Source organism: [Bacteroides] pectinophilus (assembly GCA_025146925.1).
In the GTDB taxonomy this organism is placed as follows: Bacteria; Bacillota; Clostridia; order Lachnospirales; family Lachnospiraceae; genus Bacteroides_F; species Bacteroides_F pectinophilus.
Genome location: CP102260.1, coordinates 2,225,470 through 2,248,616, shown reverse-complemented (window position 1 = coordinate 2,248,616; position 23,147 = coordinate 2,225,470). Strand labels below are relative to the sequence as shown.

Annotated in this window: 22 protein-coding genes; 21 read left to right on the top strand and 1 reads right to left on the bottom strand. The window is 42.4% G+C overall.

The window, feature by feature from the left end; translation table 11 throughout:
• Positions 1 to 34: 34 nt before the first annotated feature.
• Genes NQ488_10560 through NQ488_10550 form a run of 3 tightly spaced genes read left to right on the top strand, consistent with a single transcriptional unit; the run spans position 35 to position 2,983 of the window.
• Positions 35 to 703, top strand: coding sequence for an ATP-binding cassette domain-containing protein (locus NQ488_10560; GenBank protein UWN95013.1), 669 nt, complete (start codon positions 35 to 37; stop codon positions 701 to 703).
• The gene (locus tag NQ488_10555) at positions 684 to 1,514 is read left to right on the top strand and encodes a hypothetical protein (GenBank protein ID UWN95012.1); all 831 of its coding nucleotides are present in this window, start codon (positions 684 to 686) and stop codon (positions 1,512 to 1,514) included. The genes NQ488_10560 and NQ488_10555 overlap by 20 nt, the downstream gene beginning before the upstream one ends.
• Positions 1,515 to 1,555: 41 nt before the next feature.
• Positions 1,556 to 2,983 (top strand): glycoside hydrolase, encoded by a 1,428-nt coding sequence (locus tag NQ488_10550; GenBank protein UWN95011.1) that lies wholly within the window; start codon positions 1,556 to 1,558, stop codon positions 2,981 to 2,983.
• Between the two features lie 33 nt (positions 2,984 to 3,016).
• Here the strand turns inward: NQ488_10550 and NQ488_10545 are convergent, their stop codons facing one another.
• Positions 3,017 to 4,744, bottom strand: coding sequence for a S8 family serine peptidase (locus tag NQ488_10545; GenBank protein UWN95010.1), 1,728 nt, complete (start codon positions 4,742 to 4,744; stop codon positions 3,017 to 3,019).
• A 131-nt stretch (positions 4,745 to 4,875) separates the two neighbouring features.
• Here NQ488_10545 and NQ488_10540 point away from each other — a divergent pair, with 131 nt between their 5' ends.
• The 18 genes from NQ488_10540 to NQ488_10455 all read left to right on the top strand — a co-directional run bounded on the left by NQ488_10540 (position 4,876) and on the right by NQ488_10455 (position 23,017).
• Positions 4,876 to 6,483, top strand: coding sequence for an MBL fold metallo-hydrolase (locus tag NQ488_10540; GenBank protein UWN95009.1), 1,608 nt, complete (start codon positions 4,876 to 4,878; stop codon positions 6,481 to 6,483).
• Positions 6,484 to 6,509: 26 nt separating this feature from the next.
• Positions 6,510 to 7,412, top strand: a complete 903-nt coding sequence (locus NQ488_10535) for a diacylglycerol kinase family lipid kinase (protein UWN95008.1) — start codon at positions 6,510 to 6,512, stop codon at positions 7,410 to 7,412.
• Positions 7,413 to 7,794: 382 nt separating this feature from the next.
• Positions 7,795 to 12,339: a glutamate synthase large subunit gene (gltB, locus tag NQ488_10530; protein UWN95007.1), complete on the top strand. Its 4,545-nt coding sequence runs from the start codon at positions 7,795 to 7,797 to the stop codon at positions 12,337 to 12,339.
• Between the two features lie 29 nt (positions 12,340 to 12,368).
• Positions 12,369 to 13,853: a glutamate synthase subunit beta gene (locus tag NQ488_10525; protein UWN95006.1), complete on the top strand. Its 1,485-nt coding sequence runs from the start codon at positions 12,369 to 12,371 to the stop codon at positions 13,851 to 13,853.
• A 28-nt stretch (positions 13,854 to 13,881) separates the two neighbouring features.
• Positions 13,882 to 15,633, top strand: coding sequence for a hypothetical protein (locus tag NQ488_10520; GenBank protein UWN95005.1), 1,752 nt, complete (start codon positions 13,882 to 13,884; stop codon positions 15,631 to 15,633).
• 187 nt (positions 15,634 to 15,820) lie between these two features.
• Complete coding sequence (locus tag NQ488_10515) at positions 15,821 to 16,741, top strand: hypothetical protein (GenBank protein UWN95004.1); 921 nt, start codon at positions 15,821 to 15,823, stop codon at positions 16,739 to 16,741.
• 110 nt (positions 16,742 to 16,851) lie between these two features.
• Positions 16,852 to 17,106 carry a hypothetical protein gene (locus tag NQ488_10510; protein ID UWN95003.1) on the top strand — a complete coding sequence of 85 codons (255 nt, stop codon included), beginning with the start codon at positions 16,852 to 16,854 and terminating at the stop codon, positions 17,104 to 17,106.
• A 15-nt stretch (positions 17,107 to 17,121) separates the two neighbouring features.
• Entirely contained in the window at positions 17,122 to 17,598 is a 477-nt protein-coding gene (locus NQ488_10505; protein ID UWN95002.1) for a hypothetical protein, read from the top strand.
• Positions 17,599 to 17,764: 166 nt separating this feature from the next.
• Positions 17,765 to 18,298 (top strand): hypothetical protein, encoded by a 534-nt coding sequence (locus tag NQ488_10500; protein ID UWN95001.1) that lies wholly within the window; start codon positions 17,765 to 17,767, stop codon positions 18,296 to 18,298.
• 44 nt (positions 18,299 to 18,342) lie between these two features.
• Complete coding sequence (locus NQ488_10495; protein ID UWN95000.1) at positions 18,343 to 18,888, top strand: hypothetical protein; 546 nt, start codon at positions 18,343 to 18,345, stop codon at positions 18,886 to 18,888.
• 34 nt (positions 18,889 to 18,922) lie between these two features.
• A complete protein-coding gene (locus NQ488_10490; protein UWN94999.1) occupies positions 18,923 to 19,453 on the top strand; it encodes a hypothetical protein in 531 nt (176 codons plus the stop codon).
• 44 nt (positions 19,454 to 19,497) lie between these two features.
• Positions 19,498 to 20,031, top strand: a complete 534-nt coding sequence (locus NQ488_10485; GenBank protein ID UWN94998.1) for a hypothetical protein — start codon at positions 19,498 to 19,500, stop codon at positions 20,029 to 20,031.
• Positions 20,010 to 20,318 (top strand): hypothetical protein, encoded by a 309-nt coding sequence (locus NQ488_10480; protein ID UWN94997.1) that lies wholly within the window; start codon positions 20,010 to 20,012, stop codon positions 20,316 to 20,318. Before NQ488_10485 ends, NQ488_10480 begins: the two co-directional genes overlap by 22 nt.
• Positions 20,319 to 20,617: 299 nt before the next feature.
• Positions 20,618 to 20,827: a helix-turn-helix domain-containing protein gene (locus NQ488_10475; protein ID UWN94996.1), complete on the top strand. Its 210-nt coding sequence runs from the start codon at positions 20,618 to 20,620 to the stop codon at positions 20,825 to 20,827.
• Positions 20,828 to 20,880: 53 nt separating this feature from the next.
• Entirely contained in the window at positions 20,881 to 21,429 is a 549-nt protein-coding gene (locus NQ488_10470) for a sigma-70 family RNA polymerase sigma factor (protein UWN94995.1), read from the top strand.
• Positions 21,416 to 21,778, top strand: a complete 363-nt coding sequence (locus NQ488_10465; protein ID UWN94994.1) for a DUF4179 domain-containing protein — start codon at positions 21,416 to 21,418, stop codon at positions 21,776 to 21,778. Before NQ488_10470 ends, NQ488_10465 begins: the two co-directional genes overlap by 14 nt.
• Complete coding sequence (locus NQ488_10460) at positions 21,765 to 22,391, top strand: histidine kinase (protein ID UWN94993.1); 627 nt, start codon at positions 21,765 to 21,767, stop codon at positions 22,389 to 22,391. Before NQ488_10465 ends, NQ488_10460 begins: the two co-directional genes overlap by 14 nt.
• Entirely contained in the window at positions 22,388 to 23,017 is a 630-nt protein-coding gene (locus NQ488_10455; GenBank protein ID UWN94992.1) for a PrsW family intramembrane metalloprotease, read from the top strand. Before NQ488_10460 ends, NQ488_10455 begins: the two co-directional genes overlap by 4 nt.
• Positions 23,018 to 23,147: the final 130 nt, after the last annotated feature.

Sequence of the window (23,147 nt, the reverse complement as noted above, 5' to 3'; positions counted from 1 at the left end):
AATATTATAAATAACAGATGTACGAGGGATTGCTGTGTTACAGATAACTAATTTGAAAAAAGTATTCAATAAAATCGAGATGATTGTTGATGCGAATTACACATTTGACAAGGGCGGCGTATATCCGGTAATAGGAGCGCATGGCTCAGGCAAGACGCTTCTGTGTGAGTGTATTGCCGGATTGTGCAGGCCTGATGGCGGAGAGATATACATATCCGGTGACGGAAGTGCAATTATGGTGCATGAAGATTCGACACTGCCGCCGTATCTTACGGTGAGGGAATATCTCGGATATATGTGCAGCAGTGAAGAGGCGGATGTGGCATGTGAAGAGGCGGGAGTACCGCAGGAAGTGTATGACCATCTGATCGGTGCGTGTGACAAGGAGACGAGAAAACGCCTGCAGATGGCGGTTGTGCTGATAAAGAAGCCGTATGTAATAGCACTCGATGCACCATTTGATTATTGCAGTGAGGAATTCTTTAATGATATGATGCCTATTATCGATGAACTTAAAGATAAGCATATCATAATTGTGACAAGCGGTAATGTGGATGTTGCAAGGTCATTGTCAGGAGATGTTATTGTCCTTAATAATGGTGAACTCAATGCAGTAACTGATGAGAGTTTTGAGATACCTGAGATAAGACAGGCTGTTATTGACTTGCTTGCCGGAGGAGAAGATGATGATGAGATTAATTAGAGATTTGTTTCCGGACAGGGTGATAAAGCTTCAGGAAGGCAGCAATATGCTGATACACATGCTGCTGAGAATTGATTTTATAAAGCAGCATATGAAGGATGAACCTTATGCGCACAAGGACAATGTACTTAAGACGGTACTTGAAGTGTTCGTCCAGCTTGCGCTTCTTGTATGGGAGCTTGCCAAAAAGACTGCGTTTGTGTTTGCGGTGGCATGGCTTCCGTGGAAGATACTTGCAATGTCATGTCCGCTTATAGCGCGCCAGCAGGGATTGACAATAGTGTATATATTCTTTATCCTGTCAACGGTATGCGGAACGATAACCAACACGACGATATTTACAATGACTCCGGATGATTCATTTCTGCTTAATACGGCAGGTGTTAATGCAGCCAGATACTATTTTGGAAGAATTGTCTACAGAATGGTTATGGATGCGGTATTTGGAGGAATTGCACTTGTGCTTGCGGGAGTGGGAGCCGGACAGGCATTTATGCTGTCAGTGATTACGGCACTTTTCAGACCTGTTGGTGAGGTCTTTGGGCTTACTGTGTATATGTATCTTAAGAGGATTCATAATAAGAAGGCTCTGTATGACGGAGTTGTCATATCGGTTGCCATAATAATTGCGTATGCCTGTCCGTATGCATACCGCAGGATTGCTGAGTCGTGGAATGGTGTTACAAGTGTTCCTGTGCTTGTTACGGCGGCAGTACTGGCGTCAGCTTCTTTGTACATAATATGGAATTACAAGGGATATCAGGCTATCGTAAGAGAACTTGTATTTGCAAGGAGAGAAGACTTTAACTAAGTATTATTTGATTACACGTTTTGAATGGAGAGATGAAGCTTATGAAAGGATTCATTAGCAGATATGGAATCAGAATACTGGCGGCAGCCGGCTTTATAGCTGTTGTTGCATTGATTACATATTATGAATATGGAAGGATTCATCAGAATGATACGCAGATAAAGTCACAATATACATTTGGAATAAGAATAGATAAGGATCTTAATGTTATAGATGATGCCGGCGGCAGCGATGTGCAGCCGGGTGCTGTTGCGGCAAAAGAAAGTGATGACTGGATAGATTCGCTGTCGCTGCTTGATGTGTCACGTATATGGATGACGGCATATCTTAACCAGATGCAGGGCAGGTTTGTTCCAAGTGTCAAGGCTGTAAAAAATGCTTCTGTTAATGATATTAATGTAATTAACAGTAATGATAATACTGTAATTATTGGATTCACGGCGGAGGCTTACAATAAGGAAAGCGACTACTTTGACTCGTGGAAAGGCTATGTCTCTAACGGCAGGATGATATGTGAGTGGGTCGTGCGCCTGAATATAGAAGATATGTATGACGGAACTGCAAGAATATCTGCGGCATCAGTACAGATGCCTGAAGAATATGGAATTAAGACATATGTTACGGACCAGGCGGCATTGCAGCAGAGTACAAAGGACAGCTCTAATCTTTACAGGTATCAGCTTGTTGACGATAAGGTGCAGGTAACATTCGACGGCGGAGAAAAGTGGACAACGGTTCCTGCTGAGTCGGCATATCTTCTTCACAGTTATTCTAATAAGGATGACAGCAGCGAGGCTTCCAAAAAGGCGGTTGATGAGGGGATATATGTGATTGATTCGCAGAATGCAGCGTTCCTGTATGGTGGTGTGGCAATAGGAGGAAAATCAGTTCCGCTTACGGTTATATTTACAAAGGATAAGGGAGAGCACTGGACAAGTTCACAGGTGGCAGAACTTACAGATGTCAGCTTTGCGTATATTAATATGCTGTCAGATAATGACGGTGTGATTGTTGCAGGTTATTCAAAGAGCCAGAATATGCAGGGCTCACAGATATATAAGACGACAGATGGCGGTGAGAACTGGAGGCTTGTCGGCACGACACCTATTGCAAAAGCAATAGTGGGTGCAAAGTTCATTAGTACATCAACGGGATTCATCACTTACAAGTATGATTCTGATATGGCAACGACACTGTATGCAACATTTGATGGCGGCGGAACATTCTCGGCAGTAATGCTTGAGGAACAGCAGCTCAGCGACAATGTGGGCGGCACGTATCAGTGGAACAGAGTATTTGTACAGGCTAATACGCCGGTACAGGATTCTTCGGGCAAGCTGTCGCTGCTTGTTACACAGGCGGCCGGAAGCACATACAATAATCCGACGCTTGCGGCAAGATATGTATCTGATGATGGCGGCGTAACCTGGAAGTACATTGAGCAGATTGATACAAAAACATCCAAATAACAGTATGGCAATTGCTGATAATTTTAATATGTTTTATAAAGGCAGGCTGGAGCGTGTGCATAATGCGCCCCAGCCTGTTGATGCATTGGGGACTTCTTTGTAGCCGGGGAGAGGTTTTGCACCGTTTATCAGGTATGCTTTAAGCTTTTCTCCGTATAGGAATGGGTCATTACCTCTGACTATTCCCCATTCCATCATAATTGCGGCGCTGCCGGTTACAAAAGGCGTTGCGAAAGATGTACCTGTGAATGTGCGCCCGCCTGCATTGATTGAGACTCCGGGGGCACATATGTCGGGCTTTGCCAGCGCAAATCCTGCCCCGGTAAGTGAATAACCGCGGCCGGAGAATGCAGCGTATGAGTTATTGGAACTGTTATATGCACCTACTGATATGGCACGGGATGCGGTTGACGGTATTGTAAATGTTTTCTCGCTGTTAGGCGCAAGAAAGCCTGTCGCATTATTAAGCGCAGCGGATGCGGGGAGCCAGATATTATATTCACCTGATATTATCTTCTGTGGAGTGAGGATAAAACGCCATATTCCTGAGCCTATATATTCGGAGTCGGGAATAAAATCAAAATATATCTCCTGCATAATTGCGAATGGAGACGGAAGCCCATTGTATATAAGCAGTGTTGTGTTGTCGGTATGTATTCGTATAACGCTGTCAGTTACATCAGGAAGGTCGAATAGTCTGCCTGCCGGTGACAGTATTGAAATACTGATACGGTCCCAGTATTGTTTCCATATCTGCATGTTAAGGTTACGTTCATAGGCGGATATTGCAAGGTCTACATTTTCCGGACGTGTCTTAAGAATGCCCGAGGTGTGTGTTGCAGCATCGGCTTCGTTGCCGGTTCCTATACAGATACTGTTTTTCCAGGCATATGATACAGAATTGATATATGTTTCTATCAGGGATGTACCTGTGTGGTCTCCGTAGTTGCTGCCAAAACTTATGTTTATTGCAACAGGCATAAGATAACTGACTGCTTTGCGTATTATATAGTCAATTGCACACATAAGCTGTGTAGTCCGCGGAAAAGAATCTTCTCTCGCAAGTCCCATCTTAACGAATATGATGCTGCTTTCCGGCGCAACACCATCATTGCCTGCGGCAATTCTTGCAACAGCCGTGCCGTGCCCTGATACATCGGTTACGCTGAAGGTACCATCGGAAGAACCTGCAGTCCCGGACAGATTAAGGGAATTATTTATGTCATCTTCAGAATATTCCGTGCCAAATCCGTAATCGGGAACTCTTCCAACAGAAGATACAGCTGTCTGGTCCCATATGGACAGAATTCGGGTGCTTCCGTCGGAATTGCGGAATGCAGGAGCGGCGTAGTCAATGCCTGTATCTATAATTCCTGTTATTACGCCTTTTCCCCGCAGATTGATGCTGTTATCGGCCTGAATTGCGGATATGCATGATGCGGTATTACCGGCTGCATCTTCAAAATACAGCCGTTTTGGTTTTTCTATAAATTCTACAAGAGGTTCTCCCGCAAGCAATTCAATATTTTCCTGAATGGTATTAATAATTGCAAATCTTCCCAGAAGCCATATGACGGACAGATTGTCATACCCGGCAAGAACTCCGGCGAATGCTTCTTTGGTGGAGCTGTACATGACTATTATTTCCCATATTCTTGTTGAGGGATTATATCCGGTTTCGAGATTGACGGATTTGGCACGTTCGTCGGATGTCACAGAAAGACTTGCATTAAGAAGATTCTCTATTTTCTGGTCATTCATGGGCTTATGTTCCTTTGAGTGGTTTTATTGTATGTTTATATAATATTTATGTAAATTTTTTCGTATATTGTACTAATTTTTGAAATAATTTGTTATAATGTATGTAAATTTAAGCGAGGGAGGCGGATGATATGAGATTAACATTTTTAGGCGCTGATCATGAAGTAACGGGCAGCTGCCATTACCTGCAGGCGTGCGGTAAAAATATCCTTGTAGACTGTGGTATGGAGCAGGGGAATGATGTGTATGAGAATCAGGAGCTGCCGATTCCGGCTGCGGATGTTGATTATCTTTTGCTTACACATGCGCATATCGATCACTCGGGACTTATACCGCTTTTGTATGCAAAGGGGTTCCGCGGACGCATATTTACAACCAATGCAACGAAGCAGCTCTGTGACATAATGCTCCGCGACAGTGCGCATATCCAGATGTTTGAGGCTGAGTGGCGTAACCGTAAGGCTGAACGTTCGGCAACTCTTAAGAAGTTTGTTCCTCTGTATGACATGGAGGATGCACAGAATGTAATGAGGCAGTTTGAAGGATATGATTATGGCTGCATAATTGAGATCTGTGACGGAATTAATATAAGATTTACAGATGCCGGTCATCTGCTTGGTTCGGCGAGCATTGAAGTGTGGGTTGAGGAGAACGGAGTAAGTAAAAAGTTTGTATTCTCCGGGGACATCGGCAATGTTAATAAGCCGCTTATTAAAGACCCGGCATATATCAAAGATGCAGACATTGTTGTAATGGAATCGACTTACGGAGACAGAAGCCATGGCGGAACGCCGGACTATGTCGGGGAACTTAAGCAGATATTCAAAAGAACATTTGCAAGAGGAGGCAATGTCGTAATTCCGTCATTTGCGGTAGGGCGTACACAGGAGCTTCTGTATTTTATCAGGAAGATTAAGGAGGATAATGAAAAGGACAATTATCTTCCGGAATTTGATGTATATGTCGACAGTCCGCTTGCTATTGAAGCAACAAGCATATTTAATAAGAATTATGAGGGATATTTTGATGATGATGCAATGGAACTCATCAACAAAGGCATCAATCCTATCATGTTCAAAGGACTTAAGCTTGCAATCACAAGTGATGAATCAAGACAGATTAACTTCGACAGGACGCCTAAGGTAATAATATCAGCATCGGGAATGTGCGAAGCGGGCCGTATAAGGCATCATCTCAAGCATAATCTGTGGCGGCCGGAATGTACAATCCTGTTTGTCGGTTATCAGGCAGTAGGCACGATGGGAAGGGCACTGATTGAAGGTGCTAAGGAGCTGAAGCTCTTTGGAGAGCCTATCGAGGTGAGAGCTGAGATTGCACAGCTTGGGGGAGCAAGCAGCCATGCTGACAAGGAAGGGCTTATACGGTGGATTAATGCCTTTGAGAAGAAGCCTGAGAGAGTATATGTTGTCCACGGTGAGGATTCGGTATGTGATTCATTCACACAGTGCTTGAGGGATGAGTATGGTTTTGATGCGATAGCTCCATATAATGGTGCGGTGTATGATGCTGCTACTGGCGAATGTCTTAAAGAGGGCAACAAAGAGAAGAAGACAAGAAGAACTGTTGCAGGTGCGAGAAGCCAGAGCATATACGACAGGCTTGTTTCTGCCGGCAAACGTCTTCTTACTGTTATTACCCATAATCAGGGCGGTTCTAACAAAGACCTTGCTAAGTTCACAGACCAGATTAATGCACTCTGTGATAAATGGGACCGCTGATTGGAATATGAAAGGAATTAACAGATATGCCGAAGATGCTTTTTGTATTTAACCCTAATTCGGGTAAAGCAAGAATAAAATATGTTCTGCTTGATATAATTAAGATACTGTCACGCGGAGGATATGACCTTACGGTATACCCGACAAAGGCGCCGAGAGACGGATATAAGTATGTTGTCAGCAATGGCGCGGCGTATGATGTTATTGCGTGCAGCGGCGGTGACGGCACTCTTAATGAGACTGTTGATGCACTGCTTACAATGGAGCCTCAGGACAGACCTCCTATTGGATATATCCCAAGCGGAAGCACGAATGATTTTGCTAATACTCTTGGGATACCTAAGAGCATGAAGGATGCCGCGAGATGTATTGTCAAAGGTACTCCGCACCCGTGTGATGTAGGTGATTTTAATGGCAGGACATTCAATTATGTTGCTGCGTTTGGAGCATTTACGGATGTGTCTTATGCAACTCCGCAGGATATGAAGAATGTCCTGGGACATCAGGCCTATCTGATAGAGGCTATGAAGAGAGTTACTGACATACGTCCGATACCGCTTACGATTCATGTGAATGGCAATATTATACGTGATGAATTTATCTATGGGATGATAAGTAACACAACATCGGTCGGAGGCATGAAGAATCTTATAGGAACGGGCGTGGGGCTTAACGATGGGCTGTTTGAGCTTACTTTCATAAGAAAGCCTAAGAATCCTATAGATCTGCAGCAGCTGCTTAATGGATTTATGACACAGTCAATGCAGGATAAGACACAGGTGCTGAGCTGCAAATGCAGCAGAGTGGAGATAGAATCACCACAGGAAGTCGAATGGGTGCTTGACGGAGAGTATGGCGGAAAGCACACAAAGATGGTAATTGAGGTTAAAAGGTCGGCGGTACGGCTTATAACAACACAGGATATTTAATAATATTAAATCAGAGAAGGGCAATCGGAAAATATTCCGGCTGCTCTTCTTTATTTTTTTAGTTTTTGCTTTTGATGGCATATTTTTTGCAATAAAAACCGAGACAACTTTGACACAATTCGCTGTTTCAAGTGAAAATATGTAAAATATATAACACCGGAAATCAGAATATAAGCACGTATAACAATGATAATTGTTTTTATAATGATAAAATACAAAAATAATTTGCTATATTATCAGACTATTTATACAAAAATAAGAAATATACGAATTATCAGACAATATAAGAATATTTTCTATTTACAAGATCCGCCTGCGGGTGTATATTAAGTACAAGTTTTGAGACTTTGAGACATTTTCGCAGAAAGGATGACACAAACGTATGGAAAACGAGATGAAAAATCAAGGCCTTTATGATTCAAGCTTTGAACATGATAACTGTGGTATCGGTGCCATAGTTAATATTAAGGGCATTAAGTCACACCAGACAGTATCAGATGCACTTAAGATTGTAGAGAATCTTGAGCATAGGGCAGGTAAGGATGCTGAAGGCAAGACAGGTGACGGTGTCGGTATTCTTTTACAGATTCCTCACAAGTTCTTTAAGAAGGCAGTTAAGCCTCTTGGAATTGAGCTTGGTGATGAGAGAGATTATGGTGTCGGAATGTTTTTCTTCCCACAGGATCAGCTTAAGATGAAGCAGGCAATGAAGATGTTTGAGATTATTGTCGAGAAGGAGAATCTTAAGTTCCTTGGCTGGAGAAAGGTTCCTACAGCTCCTGATGTTCTCGGACATAAGGCTGTTGCATGTATGCCGAATATATATCAGGCGTTCGTTAAGAGACCTAAGGATGTTGAAAAGGGACTTCCGTTTGACAGAAGACTCTATGTTGCGAGAAGAGTATTTGAGCAGACATGTGATAATACATACGTTGTGTCAATGTCCAGCAGAACTATAGTATATAAAGGTATGTTCCTTGTAGGACAGCTCCGTTCATTCTTTGAGGATCTCAGGGATGATGACTGTGAATCAGCGATTGCCATGGTACATTCAAGATTCTCAACTAATACAGAGCCAAGCTGGGAACGTGCCCATCCGAACAGATTTATCGTACATAACGGTGAGATTAATACAATCAAGGGTAATGTCGACAGAATGCTGTCAAGAGAAGAGTCGATGGTATCAGAGTATCTTAAGGATGATATGACAAAGATAATTCCTGTTGTTAATCCTAACGGTTCTGACTCAGCAAGACTTGATAACACGCTTGAGTTCCTTGTTATGAACGGAATGCCTCTCCCACTTGCGGTTATGATCACAATACCTGAGCCATGGGTACATAATCATGCAATGTCACAGGAGAAGAAGGATTTTTACCAGTATTATTCAACAATGATGGAGCCATGGGACGGACCTGCATCAATCCTTTTCTCGGATGGTGATATGATGGGGGCGGTGCTTGACCGTAACGGACTTCGTCCATCACGTTACTACATAACTAATGACGGATATGTAATTCTTTCATCAGAGGTTGGTGTGCTTGATCTTGATCCTACAAGAATTAAGGTTAAGGAAAGACTTCGTCCGGGCAAGATGCTTCTTGTTGATACGACTAAGGGCGAGATTATTGATGATGAAGAGCTTAAGAGCTATTATGCAGGCAAGCAGCCATATGGTGAATGGCTTGACAGCAATCTTGTACATCTTCATGACCTCAAGATTCCTAATAAGAGAGTACCTGAGTACACTAAGGAAGAGAGAGCAAGGCTCCAGAAGGCATTTGGCTATACATATGAGGATTTCAGGGAGTCAATTCTTCCTATGGCGCAGAACGGCTCAGAGCAGATAGGTGCCATGGGTATTGATACTCCGCTTGCAGTATTGTCTAACCGTCATCAGCCGTTATTCAACTATTTTAAGCAGTTGTTTGCACAGGTAACTAACCCGCCTATAGATGCAATCCGTGAGGCAGTTGTTACTTCAACGACGGTATTCCTCGGTAAGTCGGGCAACCTGCTTGAGGAGAAGGCTGAGAACTGTAAGATGCTTCGTGTTAATAATCCTATTCTTACAAGCACAGACCTTCTTAAGATTAAGAATATGAATGTAGAGGGATTCAAGGTTGCAGTAATTCCTACTACATATTATAAAGGAACATCACTTCCTAAGGCTATCGACCATGTATGCCTTGAGGCAGACAGAGCACATCTTGACGGTGCTAACATCCTCATCCTTTCAGACAGGGGTGTTGATGAGAACAGAGTTGCAATTCCTTCACTTCTTGCAGTATCAGCTCTTCAGCAGTATCTTGTAAGAACTAAGAAGAGAACAAGCGTATCAATAATCCTTGAGACGGGTGAACCAAGAGATGTTCATCACTTTGCAACACTTCTCGGATATGGTGCAAGTGCAATCAACCCATATCTTGCACAGGAGAGTATCAAGGAGCTTATTGATATGAAGATGCTTGATAAGGATTATTATGCAGCGGTTGATGATTACAACCATGCTATAATAAGCGGAATTGTCAAGATTGCATCTAAGATGGGTATCTCAACAATCCAGTCATATCAGGGTGCTAAGATATTCGAGGCAATTGGTATTGATTCAGAGGTTGTTGATAAGTATTTCACAGGTACGGTAAGCAGAATCGAAGGAATCAGTATCAAGGATATAGAGGATGATATAGAGAACCTTCATAATAAGGCGTTTGATCCTCTTGACCTTACTGTTGACACAACACTTGACAGCTCAGGTGACCACAAGATGAGAAGCGGCAAGGAGGAACACCTTTACAATCCTCAGACGATACATCTTCTCCAGCTTGCAACAAGAACCGGAGATTATGATACATTCAAGGAGTATTCGGCACTGCTTGACAAGGAGCAGGGAGCTATGAACCTGAGAGGACTTATTGATTTCAAATATCCTAAGAAATCAATCCCTATTGAGCAGGTTGAGAGTGTTGAGTCCATTGTTAAGAGATTCAAGACAGGTGCAATGTCTTACGGCTCTATCTCACAGGAAGCACATGAGACACTTGCAATCGCAATGAATATGCTTCATGGAAAGTCTAATTCGGGTGAGGGCGGTGAGAGCATAGAGCGTCTTACTGTAGGACCTGACGGACGTAACAGATGTTCAGCCATTAAGCAGGTTGCTTCAGGACGTTTTGGTGTTACATCACGTTACCTTGTAAGTGCAAAAGAGATTCAGATTAAGATGGCACAGGGTGCTAAGCCGGGTGAAGGCGGACATCTTCCGGGCAAGAAGGTATATCCGTGGATTGCCAAGACAAGACTTTCAACACCGGGTGTAAGCCTTATATCACCTCCGCCACATCATGACATTTATTCAATCGAGGATCTTGCGCAGCTTATATATGACCTCAAGAATGCCAATAAGGATGCAAGAATCTCTGTAAAGCTTGTTTCTGAGGCCGGTGTAGGTACTGTAGCGGCAGGTGTTGCCAAGGCAGGCGCGCAGGTAATTCTTGTGTCAGGATATGACGGCGGTACGGGAGCTGCTCCTGTAGGTTCTATCCACAATGCGGGACTTCCGTGGGAGCTTGGACTTGCTGAGACACATCAGACACTTATTATGAACGGACTTCGTAATAAGGTTGTAATAGAGACAGACGGTAAGCTTATGACAGGCCGTGACGTTGCAATAGCAGCAATGCTTGGTGCCGAGGAGTTCGGATTTGCAACAGCTCCGCTTGTAACAATGGGCTGTGTAATGATGAGAGTCTGCAACAAGGATACATGCCCTGTCGGTATAGCAACACAGAATCCTGAACTCCGTAAGAGATTCACAGGCAAGCCGGAGTACGTTGTTAACTTCATGAAGTTCATTGCCGAGGAACTCAGAGAGTACATGGCAAAGCTTGGTGTTAAGACGGTTGATGAGCTTGTCGGCAGGACGGACCTTCTTACAAGACGTGACGTACCGGGTTCGGGAAGAGCATCACGTATTGATATGTCAAGAATCCTTGATAATCCATATATCAAGGAAGGCGGCAAGATGGATTACAACCACAAGAAGGTATATGACTTTGAACTTGAGAAGACAATAGATGAGAAGATTCTCCTCAAGAAGCTCGGACCGGCACTTGAGAGCGGACAGAAGAGAAGCATTGAGATTGATGTCCACAATACAGACCGTGCCGTAGGTACACTGTTTGGTGCTGAGATTACAAGAAGATATGCTGATAACCTTGATGAAGATACATTTACAGTAAAATGTAACGGCTCAGGCGGACAGAGCTTCGGTGCATTTATCCCTAAGGGACTTACACTTGAGCTTGTCGGTGACAGCAATGATTACTTCGGTAAGGGACTTTCAGGCGGTAAGCTTGTTGTATATCCTCCGACAGGTACACAGTTCAAGGAAGATGAGAATATTATCATCGGTAATGTTGCGCTTTATGGTGCTACAAGCGGTAAAGCATTTGTAAACGGTGTTGCCGGCGAGAGATTCTGTGTCCGTAACTCGGGCGCTACGGCAGTTGTTGAAGGCGTTGGCGACCATGGCTGCGAATACATGACAGGCGGACGTGTGGTTGTAATCGGCAAGACAGGCAAGAACTTTGCAGCAGGTATGAGCGGTGGTATAGCTTATGTACTTGATGAAGATTCAAAGCTTTACACAAAGCTTAACAAGCAGCTCGTTTCTTCGGAAACTGTAACTGATAAGTATGATGTTCAGGAATTAAAAGAGATAATCACAGAGCATGTTGCTTACACTAATTCAAAGAAGGGCAAGGAAATCCTTGATAACTTCGGCGAGTATCTTCCTAAGTTCAAGAAGATTGTTCCTAACGATTATAAGAAGATGATGAACAAGATTGTACAGATGGAAGAAAAAGGTCTTAGCAGTGAGCAGGCTCAGATTGAAGCATTCTATGCAATACAGAGCAAGGCGTGATTACATGACAGCGTGAAAGGAGAGACGAGATGGGAAAAGCAACCGGATTTATGGAATACGAGCGCGAAGAAAGCGCAGCTATAAAACCAAAGGAGCGTATTAAGAATTTTGATGAATTTCATACTCCGCTTTCTTTGGAGAAGCAGAGAACTCAGGCAGCACGCTGCATGGATTGTGGTGTACCGTTCTGTCAGGCAGGAATGATGATTAAGGGAATGGCATCGGGATGTCCTCTTAACAATCTGATTCCTGAGTGGAATGACCTTTTGTATAACGGCAACTGGCAGCAGGCGTATAACCGCCTGCACAAGACCAGCAATTTCCCTGAATTCACAAGCAGGGTATGTCCGGCACTCTGCGAGAAGGCATGTACATGCGGGCTTAACGGCGAAGCTGTATGTACCAAGGAGAATGAGAAGGCAATCATCGAGAAGGCTTATGAGGAAGGCTGGGCTGCACCTAAGCCTCCTAAGGTAAGAACTGACAAGAGGATTGCGGTTGTAGGCTCAGGTCCTTCGGGACTTGCGGTTGCAGACCAGCTTAACAGGAGAGGTCATCTTGTAACTGTTTATGAGCGTTCAGACCGTGTCGGAGGACTCCTTCGTTACGGAATCCCTAACATGAAACTTGAGAAGCATATAATTGACCGTAAGATTGAGGTCATGAAGGCAGAGGGAGTAACATTTATCACAGATGCCAATATCGGTGAGAATGTGAAGGCTAAGAAGCTTCTTGAGGAATATGACAGTGTTGTTCTTGCATGCGGCGCATCTAACCCGAGAGATATCAAGGCACCCGGAAGAGATGCCAACGGAATATATTTTGCAGTTGATTTCCTTAAGTCTACAACAAAGAGCCTGCTTGATTCAGGACTTACAGACGGTAAGTATATATCAGCAAAGGGCAAGAATGTTATAGTTATAGGCGGTGGTGATACAGGCAATGACTGCGTCGGAACATCAATCCGTCATGGCTGTAAGTCAATAATGCAGCTTGAGATGATGCCTAAGCCACCTGTAGACAGACTTCCTAACAACCCATGGCCACAGTGGCCTAAGGTGCTTAAGACTGATTACGGTCAGGAAGAGGCAATTGCGGTATTTGGTGAGGATCCTCGTGTATACCAGACAACTGTTAAGGAATTCATCAAGGACAAGAAGGGTAACCTGTGCAAGGTTAAGCTTGTAAAGCTTGAGCCTAAGAAGGATGAAAAGACAGGCAGAATGATGATGTCTGAGGTCGCAGGAAGCGAGTACGAGGTTGACTGTGAGCTTGTTCTTATCGCTGCCGGCTTCCTTGGTACACAGAAGTACGTATCCGATGCATTCGGCGTGGAGCTTAACGAGAGAACTAACGTAAAGACCGCTCCGGGCAAGTTCGCAACCAATGTCGATAAGGTATTTACGGCAGGAGATATGCACCGTGGACAGTCACTTGTCGTATGGGCTATAAGAGAAGGCCGTGATGCGGCAAGAGAGGTTGACGAATACCTGATGGGATATACGAATCTGTAAGGTAAACGGCATATTCTACCTTGAAAACGTGGAGTTTGATGACGGCTCATACGGAAAGGAAGAGCTGGAGCAGATAACATCAATCCGCAGAGGAAGTGATGCTAATGACGTAATAGACGGTTATGGAGCAGCATACAATTATTCCGAGAATGAGACAATCTATGCAGGAGCAGGCGATGACACAGTGCATGGCAATAACGGTGACGATGTAATCTACGGAGAAGCAGGCAATGATACACTGTATGGTGGCAATGGAGATGATGTTCTTATGGGCGGAGCTGGAGACGATTATCTCGCCGGAGATGCGGGAGCAGATATATACATCCATTCAAGAGGGGATGGCAACGATGTAATCAACAATTATGACGCATGGGAAAGCAGAACATCAGACAAGCTTGTACTGAAAGGCGTTAAGAAGTCAGATGTAGAAATCATCCGCAGTGGTTTGAACATGATAATTCGTGATACTGTCGGAAATGAAGTCATAACAATAAAGGATGCGTACAGCGCAAGCTATGGAAACGGTATATTCTACCTTGAAAACGTGGAGTTTGATGACGGCTCATACGGAAAGGAAGAGCTGGAGCAGATAACATCAGTCCGACATGGGAATGATGTGGGCGAAACCATAGAAGGCTATGGAGCAGCATACAATTATTCCGAGGATGAGACAATCTACGCAGGAGTAGGCGATGATACAGTGCATGGCTATAATGGCAACGATACTATTTATGGTGGGGATGGCAATGATACACTGTATGGCGATAACGGCGATGATGTCATTATAGGAGGCAAGGGAGAAGACTTCATGTGTGGAGGAGCCGGTGCGGATACATACATCCACGCAAGAGGAGATGGCAACGATGTCATTAATAACTACGATACATCAGACGGCAGGACTTCTGATAAACTCATATTGAAAGGAATAGAAGAGTCCGAAGTTGAAATAAGTCGCAGCGGTAATGATATGGTAATCCGTGATATTGTGGGTAAAGAAACTGTAACAATAAAGGAGGCTTACAATAACAGTTACGGTGACAATAGATACTATCTTGAAAATATAGAGTATGAAGACGAAGAATGTGTAAAAGAAAAGAGTGCAGATAAGCAGACAGCAATTACAGAAAAAAGTACATCAGAACAGAACAAAAAGAAAGGTGATACTTTATGCAAAAATACAGCGACAGTAACATCTAAGGAAGAAAGCAGTAATTGTTCAACTGGCATTCATGTTACAACATCCGGAAGCACATCTGATAATAATTCATTAAAGGTGGCAAATGAAACGGATAAGGATAAAAAAATAGTAAAAGAGATAAAAGATACAGAAAGTCAGAGCAAGACGGATGTGGTAAAAAATGAATACACTGTATCGGTCAGCAATGAATCAGAGATAACATCAACAAAAGAAAAAGAAGCGTCTGTAAACAATAATCATGCTGTATTAGACAAAAAAAGTAGTTTTAATGATGCAGAGCCAGACGTGTCTATAACAAAAACAAGCGATAACAAAAAGGAAGCTGGTAACACATCTTTAGAAAAGGAAGTAAAGACAGTTGACAATATTATTTCTAATATTGAGGTTGTTAAAGTTGAGAACGAATATACTTCCATAGCAGATACGAGCCAAACATTATCAGCTTCAAGCGATAGTATTACAAAGATGACCGAACTGATAATTCAGGATATGAGTACAGATGTATCAGGAAATGTATCAGATTCATCATTGCTTGCAAGTACCGGTGCTAAAGAATCAAATGTTCAGCTTTGGACCAATTGAGAAAACTAGGCTGATAAATATGAAGTAACGCGCAATAGACTTAATGGAGGTGATGGTTGTAAGGGAGAACTAATAGTTGTTGTTACAATGTTAGGTCTCCCTTTTTATTTTATGATGACATTTATTGCCGGTCTTGAGGAGAAAGTCATCTGAAGATTACGATTATATCTTTATAATGGTAATGAATATGGAAGCATTGGAACGAATAAAAGAAGCAATCAATAGTGGAAATACAACAAAACCAAATGATTGGGCAGAGGTAGCCCGTAATTATAATCTTTCAGGCAGTGATAATGCAGAAACAATAAAAAATATAGAAAGGTTTATTGCAGATAATTTTTCATTTGAAACAACTGCTGAAAACGCATATGTGTATTTTGGAAGTGATGGAAATATTAATATGTGGCAGTGCGTTGATTTTATATGTAAAGATCCTACCCAAAGTTCAGGATATATATCGTCCACACAGGCTGGAATACTATTTAACGATGATGGATTTTATGCATTTTTAGATGACGCATTAGGAAAAGATGCTTATTTATTTGAAAAAATCAATGGAATTAGTGCATTATATGAGGGTACCGATGCCTCCGGAAAAGTAATTATAGATGCAGGTAATAATGAGACAAAGGAAGTTCAGGCTCTGAATGATTTTTTCTCTGAAAACTATATAAAAGGAATAAAATCAAAAAATATAAAGACTATTTTCTCTGGAGATATTCTGGCGCGCAACAATAAGGGACTTAATGCATTCTGCCGTACAGAATTGGAGCAGATTTTTTTGAATGACAGCATTGAAAATATCAATGGTATAGAAAAAAGTCTAATTCAAAAACTAAAAGAAGCTGCACCTAAAGGTGAAGAATACGATTATGTTACAAATGTGTTGAAGGCATCCCAGATTAGTGAAATTAAGGATTTACATTATACATTTGAAATTACCGTGGAAGCTACAGGTGCTACAGAAATAAAAGTTTTAGAAGTTTCAAAAAATGAGCTTCAAAATGGTACTAAATTAATAGACCACATGATAGCCAATGATAAGCTTAGAATGGTGTTTGCATTGTTAAAATTATTCAAATGTGATGGAATGCTACATGTCAGATAGTTACCAGAAACATATGGTAATTGAATGTCTTTTATTCACTATACAGAAACAAACAAAAAGATGTTATTCTACCAGATATTCAAAAGATAGTTGAGAAAAATAGTGCCAATATGGGGAAGGCAGAGTATAGATTATGGAATAACAAACACAATCCATATGCTGAAAAAGAAAAATTTTCTGTCATCTATGATGGTGTAATAAAACATATAGAACCATTTAATGTAGATACTAAAATGCTGCCGGCTGTATTTGGTTTCGTATTAAATGAAATAACAGGAAAAGTAGCAGGTGTTTTCCCTAAAAATATTAATTGTTATGAGATGGTATTAGAGACGGTTATATTTAACGCACATATGGCTTATTAAAGGAGATGAAAGACTATGGGATTTGTTATTAGGAAATTAAAGGAAGATGAAATAAGAAAATATGTTCTTAAAGAAAAGGTAATAAGATATCGTTTTAGTAATTATGTGGCTGAATTTCCCGGTGGAGTTATAGATGATGAAAACGATGTGAGAATGTTTATATATGGAAATGCTATGAGACCATATGAAAGTCCTTTCTGGGATATGAAGGATTCTTATACACAATACGGAATATTAGATTATAAGGGTGAGGTTATATTTTTTACAGTATATGTTACATGTGAAAATTGGATAAAAATATGGAGAGTAAAAGAATTTTATACAAAAAATGATATAGAAGAAAAGAAAGACTTTTTGAAGAGAGCTTTAATAGCATATAAAGGTGAAGGCTATACGCCATGGTTTAAGTTTGAAGAGGCAGACCCTAATTACGATTGTTTAAATAGAAGTATTAAAGGCACAGAAGTGTATTTTGAGATAAGCAACAATTAATAATTTAAGGTTAGGTCTCCCTTTTTATTTTATGATGATGACATTTGTTGCCGGTTTTGAAGAGAAAGTCATTCAAAGATTATGATTATATATTTATAATGGTAATGAACATGGAAGCATTGGAACGAATAAAAGGTATATTTCAATATAGAGGGAAGGTGAAATCATGATTATAACCAAGGATGTGTTAAAAAATCTAAAATTAAAATATTGTAAGATAAGCGAAAAACGGTGTCAGGAAATAAATGCTATGAAAATAAAGAATCTTTATTATCCATTACCATTTTTTACCTGCAAAGGGGAGTATTTTACTATTCAAGATAGTTGTTTTGTCCACTCAGAAGATGAACGGATAGTGTACATGAAGGCGTTTGCACCTCTGCCGGTTTTAAAAAGAGAATCTTTGGATGATTATTATGATGTTTTTGTATTGGTAATTGATGATAAGTATTTTAGTGTTGTAATTGATTTCACAGACCATAAAAAGATTTATGTAGAAAATAGATATATAGACGAAGTTACTGGTAAATTAATGGATGATGTAGGGGTGGATAAGCGCTCTGATAGAGATGAAATTATATATCTCATAGGAGAGATGCAAATGTATGGATATGGTGGAATTGATTATAAAAATGGGAGGAAGATATTAAACTTAGAATACAAAGGGGAGTTATATAAATGGAAGCATTGGAACGAATAAAAGGTATATTTCAATATAGATAATTAAAGAGGGAAGGTGAACTCATGCTTATAACCAAGGATGTGTTAAAAAATCTAAAATTAAAAAAGGGTAAGATAAGCGAAAAACGATGTCAGGAAATAAATGCTATGAAAATAGAGAATCCATATTATCCATCATTGTACTGTACATGCGACAGCGAATATTTCACTGTTACAGATACAGATAATTATTATGCACATTCAGAAGATGAACGTATAGTATATATAGATGCGTTTGAACCACTAATGCTTTGGTATAGAGAGAGAGAGGCCTCTGAGAATTTTGTCTCTATATATATTCTAATTATTGATGATGAATGGTTTAAAGTTATATTAGATTATATTGATCGTAAGCGAACATGTATGGAAAAAATATGTATAGAAGATATGATTTATAGATTAAGGGAAGATTCCAAATTGGATAATCGACCGGATAAAGATGAAATTGTGTATCTGATAGAGGAAATGGACATGTTTGCCTTTGGCGGTATGATTTATAAAAACATGGAGAAACGATTAAATTTGGAATACAAAGGGGAGTTATATAAATGGAAGCATTGGAACGAATAAAAGGTATATTTCAATATAGAGGAAAGGTGAGCTCATGATTATAACCAAGGATGTGTTAAAAAATCTGAAATTAAAGGATGGAAAGATAAGTGAAAAACGATGCCAGGAAATAAATGCTATGAAAATAGAGAATCCTTATTACCCATTTGAATATTTTTCGTGTAAGGAAGAATATTTTACTGTTTCATATAATTATTTTACCCATTCAGAAGATGAACGTATAGTGTATATTAATGCATTCCATCCATTGCCGGTTTTGAGGCGGGAGTCATCCGAAGATTATGATGATATATTTATAATGATAATTGATGATGAATGTTTTAAGATTAAGTTTGATTACATTAATCATAGGAAGACATATGTGGATAACATATGTATAGAAGATATGACTTATAAATTAATAGCAGATGCACAATTGGATAATCGACCGGATAAGGATGAAATTGTGTATTTAATAGAAGAAATGGATATATTTGCTTATGGCGGTATGGCTAAAAATAGGGAGAGACGATTAAATCTGGAATACAAAGGGGAGTTATATAAATGGAAGCATTGGAACGAATAAAAGGTATATTTCAAGATAGATAATTAAAAAGGGAAGGTGAACTCATGCTTATAACCAAGGATGTGTTAAAAAATCTAAAATTAAAGTATGGTAAGATAAGTGAAAAACGATGCCAGGAAATAAATGCTATGAAAATAAAGAATCCATATTATCCAATGAAATATTTTTCATGTAAAGGAGAATATTTTACAACTTGGTATAATTACTATGTCCATTCAGAAGATGAACGGATAGTGTATATTAAGGCGTTTGAACCATTGCCGGTTCTAAGAAGAGAATCAGCGGAAGATTATGATGATATTTTTATACTTGTAATTGATGATCAATATTTTAGGGTTGTAATAGATTTTACAGACCGCAAAAAGGTTTATGTAGAAAATAAATATATAGACGAAGTTACTGGTAAATTAATGGATGATGTAGGGTTGGATAAGCGCTCTGATAGAGATGAAATTATATATCTCATAGGAGAGATGCAAATGTATGGACATGGTGGAATTGATTATAAAAATGGGAGAAAAATATTAAACTTAGAATACAAAGGGGAGTTATATAAATGGAAGCATTGGAACGAATAAAAGAAGCAATCAATAGTGGAAATACAACAGAATTAGATGATTGGGCAGAGGTAGCTCGTAATTATAAACTTTCAGGCAGTGATAATGCAGAAACAATAAAAAATATAGAAAGGTTTATTGCGGATAATTTCTCATTTGAAACAACTGCTGAAAGTGCATATGTGTATTTTGGAAGTGATGGAAATATTAATATGTGGCAGTGTGTTGATCTTATATGTAAAGATGCTACCAAAAGTTCAGGATATATATCGTCCACACAGGCAGCTATCGCCAATGGAGGAAAGTAGAAGATAACCGCAAATATATGTATTTCACAACATGCAGGATATGTACAGGCTGAACAAAACTGCATGAATTGACTTCACTCAAATATGACACAGCTCTGATCATGGAGAAAAATCTGCAAATATATCCTCTGTTTCGGATACTGCCGGACGGATATGCAACACCGTCTCCCGATTATTAATCGCAGATGAATTTGACAACCCCGAAAAACTTCGTGCAAAGTCGTCTGTGTGGGCTTGCTTTTATTCGGATATTCGTACATAATGTATTATATTGAGTATTATCCATGCGGAGGTGCGGTATGAACGGGATCAAGGGCTATATCTCCATTCGGGAGGCGTCCTACCGTTGGGGCGTATCAGAGCGGCGGGTCAATCAGTATTGCGCCGAGGGGCGGATTCCCGGCGCGTCCCGGTTCGGACGTTCATGGGCGATTCCGGAAAACGCGGAAAAGCCGTCCGACCCGCGCTTTCAGGAACAGCACCGCGATCCCGGCAGGACAAGCACCTGACGGATTCCCTCCGCATTGGAATTGGAAGCATCCGCAAAAAGGAAGTGAACGCTATGAACTGTGACGAGGCTTTATACCGCCAATATCTGAGCGGCGATGACGAAGGGCTCAATGCCCTGATGAAAAAATATGGCGACCCCCTGACCCTGTATATCGACGGCTATCTGCACGACGTTCACGAGGCGGAGGAGCTGATGCTGGATGTTTTCGCCTATCTGTTCACCAAAAAGCCCCGCATCCGGGACGGCGGCCTCAAGGCGTATCTCTATAAGGCGGCGCGGCACATGGCGCTGCGCCACAAGAGCAAACGAAAGCTGCTGTTCAGCCTTGATGCGCTGACCGATGAGCCGGACGGACGGCTGCTGACGGAGGAGGTCATCCGGACGGAGGAGCGAAACCGCATTCTGCATTTCTGCATGAGCGAAATGAACCCGGACTATCGGGAAGTCCTGTATCTCACCTATTTTGAGGATATGAGCTACGCACAGGCGGCGGAGGTCACGGGAAAAACGGTAAAACAGATCACCAACATGGTGTATCGCGGAAAAGAGAGCCTGCGAAGGCTCTTAGAACGGGAGGGAATCACAAATGCGGAGTCATGAGGAACGGGTCACGGAGACCAAGCGGCGCATCGCTAAAATTGAACAGGAGAAACGGCTGCGGCGCAATACGATTACCATGGCTTCCGCTGTGGCGGCGTGCCTTGTGCTGCTCATAGGCGCGTCCTTCGCCATGCCCGGCATTGCCGCAGGCATCCAGACAGGCGATTATTTCGGCTTTGAAACTGCGGCAAGCATCTTTCACAGCGGCGTAGCTTTGGGATACGTTGTCATCGGGCTTCTGGCGTTTTTACTCGGCGTGTGCGTGACCGTTCTGTGCTTCCGGCTGCGGCAGATGAACCGTGAGGACGGGCAGGACAAAGAAAGCGAGGGGATTCATGGAGCTGATTGAGAACCTGTTGCAATTACTGACCACATTCGTCGGCGCGCTGCTTTCGGGTATCTCTTGCCGAAAAAGTGGGCGGCAGGCGTACTTCCTGCTGCTGTGCTTCTACGGCTGCTTTGCCCTCGGTGCGCTCTACTGGACGCTGTATCTGCTGCTGTTCGATACCACGCCGCGGGTCTTTTATGTGTCGGAGTTCGGCTGGGTGGCCAGTGTAATTTTCCTGCGCATTTTGCAGGCTACGCTGACCGGAACAAATGAGCGCAGTTTCCGTTGCCGCAGGGCATGGCTTGCGCCTGCGTTCGGCGTGCCGCTGCTGGCGTTCTACTGCACTTTCGGGGACATTCTCTCCAACCTGATCTGGTGCGGCATGATGATATGGCTCTCCTTCTGCGCCATTCGAGGGCTTGCCTATGCGAAAACGCAGATGGGCGCAGCGCGGAATATGCGGTGGTTTCACATCGGCGTGCTGTGCTTTGCGTTCGCGGAGTATCTGCTTTGGACGGCGGGCTGCTTTTGGCCGGATACCTCACCGGCCAGCCCAACCTTCTGGTGCGATATGCTGCTGACGCTTGCGATTCTGGGGCTGCTGCTCGCCACGAGAAGGGCGGTGGAAACATGACCTATATTGAAAACATCTTCCTCTGCATGGTATCTCCCCTGCTGGTGGCCGCTCTGTGCATGGGCAGGCGGCAGCTCCGCTTCTTCCTGTTCTGCATTGCCGGAATGGGGGTGTGCCTGCTCTCGGCCTATATCAACACCTTCCTCGCGGCGGTGTGTCAGGCGGATGCCCTTGCCGCCACGGCGGAGATCGCGCCGGTGGTGGAGGAAATGATGAAGCTGCTGCCGCTGGTGTTCTATCTGCTGGTGTTTGAGCCGGAGGGGGATAAAATCAAGGCTGCCGCCATCACGGTTGCCCTTGCCTTCGCCACCTTTGAAAATGTGTGCTATCTCATACAGAACGGCGCTGACCGCTTCTCATTCATCTTCTTCCGTGGCTTCGGCACGGGAGCCATGCACGTCCTCTGCGGTCTGATTGTGGGCGGCGGGCTTGCCTACACATGGCGGCGGACGTGTCTGAAGGTCGCGGGCACCTGCGGACTGCTGGGCGCGGCCATCACCCTCCACGCCATCTATAATCTGCTGATCGCCTATGGCGGCGCGGCGCAGTACATCGCCTACGCCCTGCCGGTGCTGCTGGTGGCGGCAGGAAGGCTATCCGTTTTCCGATTATCACGGAAGCAATAACCGAATATCCACTCCCTGAGAGCTGCTTTTTTGCGGCTCTCAATTTTTTTTGAAAAATTTTGCGTTTTGGGTGAGAGTTTTTTCGATTTTTTGTACCTATATAAATGAAGGGGTTTTTAAGCCGCATTTC

Coding starts and splice junctions, on each gene's coding strand:
- NQ488_10465 (UWN94994.1), top strand. CDS start 21,416: ATGCGGAGTCATGAGGAACGGGTCACGGAGACCAAGCGGCGCATCGCT.
- NQ488_10510 (UWN95003.1), top strand. CDS start 16,852: ATGGGGAAGGCAGAGTATAGATTATGGAATAACAAACACAATCCATAT.
- NQ488_10490 (UWN94999.1), top strand. CDS start 18,923: ATGATTATAACCAAGGATGTGTTAAAAAATCTGAAATTAAAGGATGGA.
- NQ488_10480 (UWN94997.1), top strand. CDS start 20,010: ATGGAAGCATTGGAACGAATAAAAGAAGCAATCAATAGTGGAAATACA.
- NQ488_10540 (UWN95009.1), top strand. CDS start 4,876: ATGAGATTAACATTTTTAGGCGCTGATCATGAAGTAACGGGCAGCTGC.
- NQ488_10460 (UWN94993.1), top strand. CDS start 21,765: ATGGAGCTGATTGAGAACCTGTTGCAATTACTGACCACATTCGTCGGC.
- NQ488_10550 (UWN95011.1), top strand. CDS start 1,556: ATGAAAGGATTCATTAGCAGATATGGAATCAGAATACTGGCGGCAGCC.
- NQ488_10535 (UWN95008.1), top strand. CDS start 6,510: ATGCCGAAGATGCTTTTTGTATTTAACCCTAATTCGGGTAAAGCAAGA.
- NQ488_10485 (UWN94998.1), top strand. CDS start 19,498: ATGCTTATAACCAAGGATGTGTTAAAAAATCTAAAATTAAAGTATGGT.
- NQ488_10545 (UWN95010.1), bottom strand. CDS start 4,744: ATGAATGACCAGAAAATAGAGAATCTTCTTAATGCAAGTCTTTCTGTG.
- NQ488_10455 (UWN94992.1), top strand. CDS start 22,388: ATGACCTATATTGAAAACATCTTCCTCTGCATGGTATCTCCCCTGCTG.
- NQ488_10475 (UWN94996.1), top strand. CDS start 20,618: ATGAACGGGATCAAGGGCTATATCTCCATTCGGGAGGCGTCCTACCGT.
- NQ488_10500 (UWN95001.1), top strand. CDS start 17,765: ATGATTATAACCAAGGATGTGTTAAAAAATCTAAAATTAAAATATTGT.
- NQ488_10555 (UWN95012.1), top strand. CDS start 684: ATGATGATGAGATTAATTAGAGATTTGTTTCCGGACAGGGTGATAAAG.
- NQ488_10470 (UWN94995.1), top strand. CDS start 20,881: ATGAACTGTGACGAGGCTTTATACCGCCAATATCTGAGCGGCGATGAC.
- NQ488_10525 (UWN95006.1), top strand. CDS start 12,369: ATGGGAAAAGCAACCGGATTTATGGAATACGAGCGCGAAGAAAGCGCA.
- NQ488_10505 (UWN95002.1), top strand. CDS start 17,122: ATGGGATTTGTTATTAGGAAATTAAAGGAAGATGAAATAAGAAAATAT.
- gltB (UWN95007.1), top strand. CDS start 7,795: ATGGAAAACGAGATGAAAAATCAAGGCCTTTATGATTCAAGCTTTGAA.
- NQ488_10515 (UWN95004.1), top strand. CDS start 15,821: ATGGAAGCATTGGAACGAATAAAAGAAGCAATCAATAGTGGAAATACA.
- NQ488_10495 (UWN95000.1), top strand. CDS start 18,343: ATGCTTATAACCAAGGATGTGTTAAAAAATCTAAAATTAAAAAAGGGT.